This is a genomic window from Bifidobacterium sp. UTCIF-39 (assembly GCF_006408715.1).
In the GTDB taxonomy this organism is placed as follows: Bacteria; Actinomycetota; Actinomycetes; order Actinomycetales; family Bifidobacteriaceae; genus Galliscardovia; species Galliscardovia tissieri.
In genome coordinates this window covers 1-13,333 of the sequence record NZ_JEOG01000006.1, presented here as the reverse complement: position 1 = coordinate 13,333, position 13,333 = coordinate 1, and the positions used below count along the sequence as shown (strand labels likewise).

The 13,333-nt window shown below is 59.6% G+C and carries 10 protein-coding genes; 1 reads left to right on the top strand and 9 read right to left on the bottom strand.

All coding sequences use genetic code 11. From position 1 onward, the window contains the following. Window positions 1-714 precede the first annotated feature (714 nt). Entirely contained in the window at window positions 715-1,641 is a 927-nt protein-coding gene (locus EP30_RS03715; protein WP_181160772.1) for a DUF559 domain-containing protein, read from the top strand. A 17-nt stretch (window positions 1,642-1,658) separates the two neighbouring features. Here EP30_RS03715 and EP30_RS03710 read toward each other — a convergent pair whose 3' ends face one another. From EP30_RS03710 to EP30_RS03670, 9 genes are all read right to left on the bottom strand, one after another. Further along, entirely contained in the window at window positions 1,659-2,372 is a 714-nt protein-coding gene (locus tag EP30_RS03710; protein ID WP_140556258.1) for an SGNH/GDSL hydrolase family protein, read from the bottom strand. Between the two features lie 50 nt (window positions 2,373-2,422). Next, entirely contained in the window at window positions 2,423-3,691 is a 1,269-nt protein-coding gene (locus EP30_RS03705; RefSeq protein WP_140556255.1) for a S9 family peptidase, read from the bottom strand. Between the two features lie 14 nt (window positions 3,692-3,705). Further along, window positions 3,706-4,827: a pectinesterase family protein gene (locus EP30_RS03700; RefSeq protein ID WP_219846788.1), complete on the bottom strand. Its 1,122-nt coding sequence runs from the start codon at window positions 4,825-4,827 to the stop codon at window positions 3,706-3,708. A 126-nt stretch (window positions 4,828-4,953) separates the two neighbouring features. Continuing rightward, window positions 4,954-5,910, bottom strand: a complete 957-nt coding sequence (locus tag EP30_RS03695; RefSeq protein ID WP_140556252.1) for an alpha/beta hydrolase — start codon at window positions 5,908-5,910, stop codon at window positions 4,954-4,956. Window positions 5,911-6,165: 255 nt separating this feature from the next. Continuing rightward, on the bottom strand, window positions 6,166-7,722 hold the full coding sequence (locus EP30_RS03690; RefSeq protein ID WP_140556249.1) for an MFS transporter: 1,557 nt from the start codon (window positions 7,720-7,722) through the stop codon (window positions 6,166-6,168). Window positions 7,723-7,977: 255 nt separating this feature from the next. Further along, window positions 7,978-9,618 carry a glycoside hydrolase family 28 protein gene (locus EP30_RS03685; protein ID WP_140556246.1) on the bottom strand — a complete coding sequence of 547 codons (1,641 nt, stop codon included), beginning with the start codon at window positions 9,616-9,618 and terminating at the stop codon, window positions 7,978-7,980. Window positions 9,619-10,101: 483 nt separating this feature from the next. Continuing rightward, window positions 10,102-10,740 carry an RpiB/LacA/LacB family sugar-phosphate isomerase gene (locus tag EP30_RS03680; protein ID WP_094662657.1) on the bottom strand — a complete coding sequence of 213 codons (639 nt, stop codon included), beginning with the start codon at window positions 10,738-10,740 and terminating at the stop codon, window positions 10,102-10,104. A gap of 288 nt (window positions 10,741-11,028) precedes the next feature. Beyond that, window positions 11,029-11,838, bottom strand: a complete 810-nt coding sequence (locus tag EP30_RS03675) for a gluconate 5-dehydrogenase (RefSeq protein WP_181160771.1) — start codon at window positions 11,836-11,838, stop codon at window positions 11,029-11,031. A gap of 196 nt (window positions 11,839-12,034) precedes the next feature. Further along, a complete protein-coding gene (locus tag EP30_RS03670) occupies window positions 12,035-13,141 on the bottom strand; it encodes a glycoside hydrolase family 105 protein (RefSeq protein ID WP_140556243.1) in 1,107 nt (368 codons plus the stop codon). Window positions 13,142-13,333 lie beyond the last annotated feature (192 nt).

Below are 13,333 nucleotides of genomic sequence, written 5' to 3'. Positions count from 1 at the left end.
TGAGTCGCCTTCAAGCATTGGGTGAGACCGTTTCGGATTCGAAGACCGGGGCTTCTCTGCGGATACGCCGAGCCGTATCGAACGCCAATTAGGCACGACGATTCATGCATGACTCTTCTCTGTGGGTATGCGGAGCCGCTCTTTGAGGATTGTGGCGGAGTCTTTGTGATCATTGGCGATGTGATGCGGTGTCGTGATCGTGCTGGACGGAGCGGAGGATGGGAGTGGGATGTGGCGTGGCAGGGAATGATGATTTTCGATATTTTTCGTTCTCTGCCAGTCGGCGTGGCAGAGAACGAAAAAACGGAGTCTTTTCCTCTTCTCTGCCACGGATTGGTGCCACAGAGCGCGACAGTGACGTATTTCTGCATTCTCTGCCACAACTGCTGGCAGAGAATGATCCACGGGGCTCTTCCGCTATTCCCTGCCACGAGAGATCTCGCCGCATTGATCATAAAGTGAGATGGTATCCATATGTCGATACCAATGCGAGGAATACCAGCCTTGAATTGCTTGAAATGATCCTTTTGGATTGGCAGAGAATAATAAAAACCCTCATTGTCGTATTCTCTGCCAGAGGCCGTGGCAGAGAACGTCGGAATGCGTCTTTGCTGTATTCTCTGCCACTGCAACTTCACATACCGCGATTTCACATTCGACCACATTGCCCATCCGGTGATGACATCCGACGATTGGCGTGCATACGGTGGCTTCATGATGACCACAATGAATGATGGAGGCGGATATGATCGTGGCAGTGCTGCCATGAGCGTATCCCTGGCCGACCGTAGACAGGATATGATTCGACGTTGCACGGATGCGGCGAAGAGCGCCGGAACCACGATATTGTTTGGCATGACGACGTCGTTGGTCCTACAGGCGGTGCCGGTGCCGTCGGGCGTCGCGTTTGCCAGTGGAGGCGAGGAGCGATTGCACACGGTCTCGAGTTCATGGGACAAGCGTGTGCGAGGTTTGGGTTTGCAGGCGCACGTGTGGAAACGGCTGACCGCCGATTCGTGCATACGTATCAATCAGTATGTGTATGCGCTTGATCTGATCCACACCTGGGCACAGATGTCATCGCGTATTGCGCTTGTGGACCTTGTGGCGTTGGCGGATGCGGTGGTTACCACACTGTCCCGAGACCGTGGAACTCCCGACACGGACGCTCATGCCATTCGTGACGCCATGATCGAGTTCGTGAACAATGGTGAGCGGTTTTCTGGAAAACGCAACTGCATCAAGGCGCTGGCCTTATGTCGAACCGGAGTGATGTCTCCGATGGAGACGTTGGCCAGATTGTATTTGACGACCTACGGGATCCCGGACCCTGAAACGAATTTCGTGGTTCCCGGTGCCACATTCCAGTCCGGGGTCGAAATGACCCTGGATATGGCATGGCCCGACGTCAAGGTCGCGGTGGAATATGACGGTGACCAGCATCGTACGGATAAGACACAATGGCGACGCGATCAGGAAAAGCGGGAATTGCTGCGAAGTCAGGGATGGGTGGTGATGGTCATCACTGCAGACAATCTGTGTGATGACGGTGCACGATCCCTGTTCGCGTTCATGGTCGGCAGATATCTGGCCACACGAGGCATGTATGTGAATTTCCGCCTGACCGCAATGCCATTGTGAATGTGCCGGCTCAGGACTCAGAATGCAAGGAGGGTGAGCAGCTGGGAGACGATGCGGCGGGCGAGACGCTCATAGCCGGCGGGGGAGTAGTGCAGGCCGTCGGGCATGTAATGGGGCTTGTGTTCCGGCAGCAGCGGACTGATGCCGGAATCGTTGAAGAGGTCGATTACGGGAATGCCGTACCGGTTGCTTATGGCGCGCAGCACCTGAACGTAGTCGGCCTCCACCAGTCCCAGCCCGTTGGGGGTATCGAATGCAGGCAGTGCCTTGGCCGGCACTCCGCCGGTCTTGCAGGGCGTCATGACCACGATCTCGCCATGCGGATACATGCGGACCAGTCCGCGCAGCAGGGTGTCGACGGCTCCATGGAAGGTGTGCACGTCGGTGTCTCCCTGCTCGCCGAGCGGCACCTCGCGGTTGAAATCGTTGACGCCGCCGAGCACCAGCACGATGTCGGCGTCGCGTTCCATCGCTTCGTATCGTTCGATGAAGCTGTCATCGCGATCCGCCTTGACGCCGATGCGGGACCCCTTGACGCCGTAATTGCGTACGGTGCCGGCTCCGAGCAGTCGCTGCAGGTGAGCGGGCCACGAGATGGCGGGGCCGCCGTCGCCGGTACCGATGTCACCCCACGTGGTGGAATCACCCAGACAGTTGATAGTGGTGTGAGCCCAATCCCGTGTCAGAAGATGGCCTGATGTTGCGGAGATCCCTGCTGCTGCGATGGTCATACGACTCTCCAATCCTTGTGTTGAATCCTTGTCTGCCGGGTTTCTCGTCCTCATATGGTCGGACGCGTGATGTGCGGCGATGCCGATGCGGGATCCGATTCGGCGATGGCGTCCCATACGCCGGCCGGGTCGAAATGGTGGCCTCCTTCGGCATGAAGATGAATCAGCCGCGCATCCTCGCCAAGAACATGATAGGCATTCCGGATGATGGCCACCTGCTCATCGGCATTGACGATGCCACGAGCTCCATTGAGATGATCCTCGATGCAGGATTGCACGACCAGCGGCCGTGGCGCAATCAGCGATCCGATATCACCCATGTCCACCAGGTTCCATAGTCCAGGTACATAATTGCAGCTGCAGTTGTCATTCATCGTCAACAGCGAATCCCGCACCCCGTACATGTACCCGCTGATGAACGCGCGTCGAACGCGATCATCGAGCGCGGCCAGCCACAGGGTCTGCATGCCGCCGCCGGAGAATCCGAAGCAACCGAGCGACGCCATGTCCCCCTCTCCGCGCTCGGACACATAATCCACCAGACGCATGAGATCCCAGGTAAGCATGCCGGCAACGGTCAGCCCCAAGGGTTCGGCCATATGCGCCAGCTGCGCGCAGGTGCCGCGCAGGAACGAACGCTCATCATCGCGCTGGAGTTTCCGGTCACGGCGCTCGCCGAAGCCACGCGCGTCCGGGCACAGCGTCACATATCCACGAAGGGCGAGCTGCAGTCCATAGTCGTAGTTGAATCGTTGAATGGCATCGTCGATCGCGGGAATTCCACGCACGCCGGCCACGCTGTACTTGCCGCCGCCCTGATGGCCATGAGGGCAGATCCAGCACAATGCCTTCCCGGTATCACCGGCGCGTGGACGGGCGGGGATCAGCACATAGCAGGGCATCCATACGTCGGGCTCGACTTGAATCAGGATCTTCTCGCGGGTGATATCGACGTATTCGCCAGCATCGTTGGCAGCACGAACCCTGCTGCGTTCCACTAGCTTCGGACTGAGCGGACAGGATTCCATACGGTCCAGTCCGAGCAGCAACCATAGCCGCGTGCGCAGATCGTCGCGCCAATCCATCCACTCCTGCGCCATCGTCTGTGTCGCTGTGTTCTGTGCCGCAGTCTCCCGTGTCGCGGTCTGCGCCATAGTTCCGTGGAATGCCGCCTGTCGGCCCACTTGGGCAAATCGCCGCAGTAGTCCAGGCAGCGAGTCGTAATACCGATCGATATGCAACGTGCGGCCGTTGCCATGCGAATACTGGTCTCTGCGCTGTCCGCCGGCTTCCGGACGGCCGGGCTCGTTGCCGTTCATTCGCTCCTTCCCACTCATCGGATCCTTCCCGCTTCCCCCAGCACATGCTCGGGCGAATACCATGCCAAGCCCGCCGGATCATTCGGCAAGGTCCAGCCCGGCCAACGGTCGGGACTGAATCCTGGCCCATGCAATCCCAGACCGGAGAACCGTGACGTGTCATGAGCGCGCGGCTTGTCCCAATCCCACCAGCCATCGGGATGAATATGCGCACCCAGCTCACAGTCCACCAGCGCCACCCGCGCGAAATCGCGCCACGGACGTCCCAGATACACCGATCCCGGAGCACATCCGTCAGCCGTGAACCGGCATCCACGAAACACATACCCGTACACCCGTCCCTCGGGAGTCGACGCCGCCGTGACATACCCATTCACATCCATGCCGCGGTTCAACGACCGGATCTCGCAATCCTCGAACATCGCCGTGGCCCCGCCGAAGATGAAATCCACATCGCCGGCGATCAGACACCGCCGGTACCATTGCCGCCCGACCCGACGTGGAGCGAACTGCTTGGGACCGATGAACCCGCCGCGCTGCAGTTCCTTGGGTGGCAACGGCCCGGTGAACAGCGTGTCCTGGTGGCCGAGAATGCGGCAGGATTCCACCAGCAGTTCGTCACCATCCGCGTACAACGCGATCGCCTGCCCGACGTCACGACCGTCGCCGGCATCGTTGGCGACGGTGAGATTACGTAGCGTCACATGATCGGCGTCGACAAGCATCGTGTAGGTGCGGAACGTTCCCAACGGCGTGCTGTCGTTGGCGTTGCCAATCGTGCTGTCGGTCGTGCCATCGTTGGCGTTGCCAATCGTGCCGGTATTGGCGGGCATGCGGGCACCAATTCCGAGCACGATCGTGGTGGCGCGCGGATCATCGCCGACCAATGCGATATGGGGAAGCGTGACCTCCACACGCTCTCGATACACGCCGGGCCGGATGCGTATCGTGATCGGTTCGACCGCGGGCCGTTCCGCCACCCGTCGCGGAACCATCCCGTTTCCGTTGTGCTCGCGCGTTGCGGCCGCTCGATGCAGGGCTTCGGTGATGGTCACGCAGTCACCATCACCGTGTTGTGACACCACGATCGTCGTGGTGTCACGATCGGTGCGGTTGTGATGATTCGTGATTTCCATGAACGGATCTCCTTTGCTGGTGAACATGACGGTAGTATGTGACGGTGATGGCGGACGGGGTGACGGCAGTGGGCCGAGTTTGTCAGTGCCGGTGCCGCCAGTACTGGTGCGATGCGGATCGCAGGCTTACAGTGCCCGGATCCAGTTGGCGGCGAGCTCCGGCCAGTACTGTACCTGCGGTTCCACGTGATCGTGGTCGGGCATGGCGGTCGCCTCCGTGCCGAGTGCGATGCCGTGGTCGCCCTTGGGGAAGATGTGCAGTTCCAGCGGAATGCCGTGGCGATGCAGTGCTCCGGCGAACAGCAGGCTGTTTTCCATGGGTACCGTCCTGTCGGTGGCGGTATGCCAGATGAAGGTCGGTGCGGTGTCGCCGTTCACGCGGTTTTCCAATGACAGTTCCGGTTCGAGGCTGGTGTCGCCGCCGGTGAGATATGTGAAGGAACCCCGATGGGCGAATTCGCCGGACGTGATCACCGGATATGACAGGATCTGCGCATTGGGACGGATGTCGGCCGTGGTGATGTCATGCAGTCCAGTGATGCCAAGTCCGTTGGTGTCGCCGGCGTCGTTGGTATCGCTGCCGTCAACGGCATCGTGCGTGCTGCCGAGTGCTTTGTTCAGTCGTTGCATGATCCATGGTTCGTTCCACATCGTGCCCAGACATCCGGCCAGATGCGCACCGGCGGAAAAGCCGCAAAGAATGATCCGGTCGGGATCGATGCCATGATCCTCGGCGTGGGTTCGGCACCATGCCACGGTTGCGGCGAGCTCCAACAGCGACTGAGGCCATACGGCGGGGGAGACGCTGTACCGCAGCACGCATGCGTGGAATCCCTCCTGATTCATGCGCAGGGCGATCGGTTTCCCCTCGCGTGTGGAGAGGTGATTGTATCCGCCGCCAGGGGTGATCACCACCAGCGGTCGGGGAGTTCCGGTCGATTCGGTCGCGGTACCGTCAGCCGGATCATTGAGGAAATACGTGGTCAGTGTTGCACCGTTGCCCAGCACGGGCAGGGTGACGGCGTGCTCGATGGTGGAATGCGTGGCGGGGGAGTTCTTGATGGAGTGATCGGCAAGGTTCATGATTGTTCTCCGTTGAGGTTGATCGTTCCTTGTGAGGATGGGTGCTGAGGCCGTTCCCCGTCAACAACCTATCAAGGATCGGCGTACAACGGTCGGGAGCTGATGGCTGATCGTCGTCGACGTCATCCATGACCGTGATCTCACGCGTAGTTGCGGTCATGTGCAACATGGTGAAGTCGAATATTGCAGGTTCGGCGCACCCGCGACTGCAACGGGCACGCCGAACCATATCCGAAGGATTTCGGTCGTCCGCCATCATGCGGCGGGCTTGATCTCCTCCTCCTGATAGCCGATGGTGTTGTGCGCGAAGCACTGCTCGTACGGCAGACCGGACAGTTCCTCGCACACGGCCTTCACCTTGGGGTCCACATCCTTCATCAGACCGCCGGCCTTCACACGCTCCACCTCGCCGGTGACGATGTCGCAGGTGTCCTTGTCGATCTTGAGATTACGGGCGAAGAATGCGGACAGCACGAACATGCAGCAGCATCCGACAAGCAGGGTGAGCGAGACGGTGATCGGTACGGTGATCGGCTGCTCCACGGTCTGACCATCCTTGGTGCTGATGAAGCCGGACGCCAGCAGCAGGAATCCGAACACCGTGGTGATCAGACCCTGAACCAGCTGGTTCACCAGACGCTGGGCGGAAGAGTAGATGCCCTCACGGCGACGCAGCGTGATCAGCTCATCAATGTCAGGCACGTAGTTCAGCGGCACGTCGGGCAGGTACTGGAAGCCGGCGTAGAAGAACTTCCACACGGCAAACACGATCGGGTATGCCACCATCACTGCGGCTACGGGGATCATGTCGGTGAACTGACCAACACCCAGACCGATGAACACGGCCATGCAGGTGGCGGCGCCAAGCACGGCGGCATACCACGGCTGGTGGAAGCCCTTCTTGGCCAGCCACGCGATCCACACGGCGATGCACACAATGGCCACGACCTTGCCCGGCGTCTCGGACGCCGAAGCAAAGGACTTCGGAATGCCCAGCGTAAACACAATGAAATAGCTGTAGCAGGCGCTCCACACGTTGGCGGCGAACTTGGCGCTCATCTGCACATACAGAATGCGGCGGAACGAACGGTTGCGGAACGTGGAGAAGATATCGATGAACAGCTTCTTGATGGCTTCTCCCACATTGGCGATCTTCTCCTGCGCCACCTCTTCGGGTGTGCGCTCCCACGTGCTCAGGTAGACGCCCAGCAAGGCGATTACCATGATCGAGGCGTTGATGCAGGCGATGATGAAGTAGGAATGCGGGTTGTTCTCGCCGAAAATGCCGAAGCCGAACGCCACCAGGAACGCCATCAGGAATCCGGTGACATTGCCGAACAGATGCTTGGTTCCGGTCAGGTAACTGCGTTCCTCGAAGTTGTCGGTCATCTCGATGGTCAGCGGTCCAAGCGAGGTGGATGCGAAGGAGTAACCGATGTTGTACACGATGTAGCACAGCAGATAGTAGCCAAAACCGAACGGTGTGACCAAGAAGATCAACGGTTCGGCGACCATCATCGGAATGGCAAGCAAAATCCAGAATCGACGGCGTCCGAATCGGCGTCCGACCCTCGTGTTGTAGAAGTTGTCGGAGATGAAGCCCATAAGCGGTGCCAGTATGGCATCGAGATAGATCGCGGCCGAAGCGATGATGGCGGCCTCACCGGCGGACAGGCCAGCCTCGGTGGAGATGAAAAGCACCATATAGGTGTGGGTGAAGGTCAGTGCGCCGGAACTGAGCATGCCGCCCATACCGAATCCGATGCGCGTCCACAGTGTGATCTTCCGCTTCTTGCCGATTTTGCTGAACATACGGTGTTCCTCTGTGATGGTTGTAGTTGTGCTGTGTGCTGGATGCACGGTCGTCTATGACCGCGCGCGTCATCCCGGCTTCTATGCCGAATCGGATGACGCCCGCCCGGACGGGTGACGCAAACGGTCAGACGTCCGGACAAGATTGGTGGTGATGACGACGTCGATATCAATAACCGATAGAGACGTCGATGGTATTGGTCGGTAGCGGGATTGCGCTACCGACGTCACTTCTGAATGGAATGCGTCGTAGCGTTACCGTTCCACGTGATCCACGTTGGTCAGCTGCAGTTCGTCGCCGTCCTGACCATCGATCGTCACGTCGTCAAGCACCAGGCGCTCCACGTTCTGCGCGATGATGCCCTGACGCACCATCGGCTCCACGCCGCACGCCATGGCGGGTCGCGCAGGTTGTGCATCCTGCGCATACGTCACATGCACGTTGTGGAATTCCGCGCGCCCGACCTTGCTCTCCGGCAGACCGGTGATGTACGTGGCCGCCGCATGACAGTTCGTCGCCTCAATGTCATTGAAGATCAACGACGCCACCTTCGGCGTACGTTCGTCGACCGGACGCGGGCCGCGATCCTGCACATACTCCGTCTTGCCGTCAACATCGCAGTAGTAGAACGAGTTGACCACGAACGGCGTGAGCACCCCGTCCATACGAATGTGATCGAAGGTAATCGCCTCGTAGACGCTGTCCTTGCCACGACCGCGACGGGTCTTGATACGCAGCCCGCGGTCGGTGCGTTCGAACAGGCAGTTGCGGGCGATCAGGCCGCGAATGCCGCCGGCCGCCTCGCTGCCTAACACCACCGATCCATGACCGTCGTGCATATAGCACTGGTCGATCAGCAGATTGCGGCAGGCGGGGCGCAGTTCGCGCGGCATGCCGATCTTGCCGCTCTTGACCGCGATGCAGTCGTCGCCCACCGAGAAATGGCATCCCTTGATCGTCACATTCGTGCAGGATTCCGGATCGAGACCATCGGTGTTGGGGGAGACCTTCGGGCCCTCGACGTTCAGACACCAGAAGCCAAGATCGCGCGACAGCACCGGATGAATGTTCCAGCTGGGGGAGTTGCGCACGGTGATACCGGCGAAATCCATGCGCTCGCAGTCGCTCAGGAAGATCATGCGGGGGCGGGCGGCGATGCGGATGGTCTTGGGATCGTGCCACCAGTTGTCATCGTCGGCGTTGGCCCCGCCGTCGATCACACCCCGGCCGTACACGGTGACGTCGTGGACCGCCATGCCGGAGAGGATGCCGCAGAACATGGGCATGCCCTCGCCCTCCCAGCGGCCCATGGGCAGCATGTTCGTGCCGGCATAGCCAGCGCCGGGCTTGCCTTCGACGGTGTCCGGCAGGTAGGCGAGATTCTCACGATCGTGACGGGCGCGAAGCGTGGCTCCCTCGGCCAGCTCGAGCGAGATGCCGCTGGTGAGGAACAGGTTCTTGATGCGGTAGTCGCCGGCTGGGATAAGTACGCGACCGTGTGCGGGGCAGCTCATGATGGCGGCCTGGATGCTGATCGTGTCGTCGCGCTCGCCGTCTCCCGCCGCGCCGAAATCGCGAACGTTGAGGGTGAACGTCTCGTCGTCGGTGACAAGGATGCCGCTTACGGTGGTGACGGCTTCGTTTCTTGTTTCAGTATTGTTGTTGCCTAAATCGTCCGCTGTGTTGTCATTGGTTTCGTTTGTGCTGCATTCGTAGCGGATCGAGTAGGTGGTCAGCGGCTCAAGACCGTCGATGTATGTCTCCACGGTGTCGGTTTTGCCGTAGAATTCGTCGTTGATATAGATATCCCAGAGATTTTCGGTGTGGTACACGCTGTCTTCCGTGATTTCGACAACGGCGGCACGCGCGCATTTCCATACGACATTGAGCTGCATGACCGTATCCCTTTCCTTTCGTCCAGCGTCATCGCATTGAACGTGCAAAAAGTGTTGCACAGTGATATATCACTATTGATGGCATCAATGTATTCCTATGTTGCAGAAAATAAAATATTTGTTGCCAATGTTTGCCGGAAATCAGATAACAAAAAGACCGCCGCGCCCCTTCAGGGCACGACGGTCCTATAACCGATCTGCAAAAGCTGAGAAGAAAGTGTCGTGTCTACATACCTGTACCATGCCCATACCCGACGTCGTGCCCCACCTAGCGTTACGTGGGCCGCGCCATGTGTTACGTGGGCCGTCGGCGGCCCACGTAACACACACGCTAAACCGTTGATATTGCAACGATTTCCACGCAACGTTATGTGGGCCGCCGACGGCCCGCGTAACGCTACGTACGATGTACCGCGGCCCACGTAACGGTATGGCGGGCGGCAGGGCCGCGGCGCGTGAGATGGCGGCGTGGCGGCGCGGGGCTCAGTCGGTGAGGCTGAGGATGTAGTCCTTGATGTCGCCGTCCTTGGCGTTGGCTTCGAAGAGTTCCTTGAAGTGCTGGCCGGCGAAGGCGCCCTTGACGAGGGCGGGGTCGAGGTCCTTGTAGATGTCGACGAGGGGTCGGTAGGCGGCCTCGCGTACGGTGTCGAGGATCTTCTTGTTGGCCTGTTCGGGTACGACGCGTTCCTTGGGGTAGCCGCTGCCGGGCTCCTCGAGCCACATCTGCTCGAAGATGTACTTGAGCTGGAGTTCCTGTCCCCATCCGTTCTTTAGGGCGAAGGGGATGGCCATGGCGTTGCCGTTGTTGATCTGGGCGAACGTGTAGGCGTCGAGGGGGTCCTCGACGTGGCCGCAGATGACGCCGGGGAAGCTGTTGAGGGCGAGCATGGCGCCCTCGCCGGTGCCGCATCCGGTGACGACGAAGTCGGCGGCTCCGGTGTTGAGCAGGGCGGCGGCGAGGATGCCGTTCTGCACGTAGGTGAGCTGGGCGTCGTCGTCGGCCGCGTACATGCCGTAGTTGTCGACCTCGAAGCCCTTCTCGTCGGCGACCTTCTTCAGTGCCTCGTAGATGACGCCGTTCTTCGCGGCCTGGCTGTTCTCATTGATAAGCGCGATGCGCATGATATGTTCCTTTGCTGATGTGACTTGATAAGTGGAATGGCGTGATTACCGTCCGTTTCCCGTTCGATGTGCGGGGTCCGGGCCGGAATGGCTGTTCGGATGACGTGTGCGGTTTCGGCCGTCGCTTGGTGAGACCGCACGGGGTAGACGAGGCGGCTGTCGCCGTGCCCGCATGGTGATTGTTTGGATGATGCGTGCGTCGTCAAGGCGCGGAGGGTGAAGGCGTACAAAGGTACGTCGATCCCTCCGCAACGCAGACGACGCTCCATCATCCAAACAATCACGTCATCACGGTTGCTTGCCGATGTAGGCGAGAATGCCGCCGTCAACGTAGAGAATGTGTCCGTTGACGAAGTCGGATGCGTCGGAGGCGAGGAACACGGCGGGGCCCTTGAGGTCGTCGGGCGTGCCCCAGCGGGCGGCGGGGGTCTTGGCGATGATGAACTGGTCGAAGGGGTGGCGCGAGCCGTCGGCCTGGCGTTCGCGCAGGGGCGCGGTCTGCGGGGTGGCGATGTAGCCGGGGCCGATGCCGTTGCACTGGATGTTGGCCTCGCCGTATTCGGAGCAGATGTTGCGGGTGAGCATCTTGAGTCCGCCCTTGGCGGCGGCGTACGCGGATACGGTCTCGCGGCCGAGCTCGCTCATCATGGAGCAGATGTTGATGATCTTGCCGTGGCCCTTGGCGATCATGCCGGGGATGACGGCCTTGGACACGATGAACGGACCGTTGAGGTCGATATCGACGACCTGACGGAAGTCGGCCGCACTCATCTCGGTCATCGGGATGCGCTTGATGATGCCCGCGTTGTTCACCAGAATGTCGATGACGCCGTACTTGTCGTTGATGTCCTTGACCATGGCGTTGACGGCGTCCTCGTCGGTGACGTCGCACTTGTAGCCGTGGGCGGTGATGCCGAGGGCGGCGTAGTCTTTTTCGGCCTGTGCGATCTTGGATTCGTCGCGATCGTTGAATACGATTTCGGCGCCTGCCTGTCCGTAGGCGGAGGCGATGGCGAAGCCGATGCCGTATGTGGCGCCGGTCACCAGGGCGAGCTTGCCCTTGAGGGAGAAGCTGTCCATGGAGAATCCTTCTGCCATGTTTCCTTCTTTCTGTTGTGGCGGTTGGTGTTGTTTTGGCTTGTTGTTGATGGCTGGTCGTTGGTTCGTCGTTGAAACTCCCCTTGCGAAATACACAATACTACGCAGGTGTTGAATATTTCGTTGCCAAGTTTTGTTGCATGATACTACGCAACAAAACGGTATTGTGCAACTATGGGGTAGTCCGTGAGGCGTGTCAGCAGAACGACACGAGGTACTCGGTGAAGGCGAGCACGGTGAGGGACTGCCCGTATGGCATTGCGGTTTTGTCGATGGTGCGGTAGTAGTCGAGGTCGTCCTCAAGACCGGTGCCCACGGAGACGTTCTGCACTTCGCCGTGTTCGTCGATCTGCCCGAGCAATGCCTTGATGGCCTTTTCGGCGACGGCTGCGTATTTCGGGTCGATGTAGCGGCGGTGCACGGCCTTGAGGATGCCGTATGCGATGCCGGCGGTGGCGGAGGATTCCACGTAGGAGTTCGGGTCGTCGAGCAGCGTGTGCCACATGCCGGACTCGTCCTGTAGTTTGGCCAATGCCTCGACTTGACGGTTGAGTAGGGTGATGAGCCATTCGCGCATCAGATCGCCCTTCTTGAGTCCTGCGATCTCGATGAACTCGGGGATGCCGATGGTGATCCAGCAGTTGCCTCGTGCCCACAGGGCTCCGGCGTAATTGTCGCGGCGGTTGAAGTTCCAGCCGTGGAACCACAGTCCGGTTTTCTTGTCCATCAGGTATTCGGCGTGGATGAGGAACTGGTACTTGGCCTCTTCCACGTAATCCGGGTGGTCGAGCAGGCGGCCGATCTTGGTGAGCGGCATCACCGTCATCATGAGGGTGTCATCCCACAGCTGTTCGTAGTGGGGATCCTCGTAGGTGATGTGCGCCATGCCACGTCCGGTGGTGCGGGGCATGTCCTCCATGGCCCACTTGGCCCACTGATCAAGGTAGGGCTGGAATCGGGTGTCACCGGTGTCCTCGAACAGGCAGCCCATGGCGAGCAGAGGAGCCATGGTGTTCACGTTCTTGGATGGGGATCCCTCGGCGAGGGCGTTGTCGAACCAGTCGGTGACCACCTTGCGTGCCTTGGGGTTACCGGTGAGCTTGTAGTTCTTGTAGATGCCGTACAGGCCCACGCCCTGCGGCCAGTTCCAGACCTTCCAGCTTTTGTCATCGACGACCACATCGCCGAAGTGGAGCAGGAACTTGCCGTCGGCGTCGTTGATGGTGGTGAGGTTGTCGATCATGAGATCGATCTTGCTCTGGATGAGCTCTCGTGTGGGCTTGTCTGTGGTGGTTTCCGTCATCGGGATTCCTCTTTCTTGGTATCGACGTTGATGCCGTTGGTACGTGTGACGATTTTCAGTCTACGAATGTCGTCGATCGCTGAGTAAGGATAAATTGACAGTTTTTGACATGAGACTGTCTATATTTGCGCTATAGAAGAGTCGGTTGTAAAAGCTCTCATTGCAAAACTACTGAATATTGATACACGATGA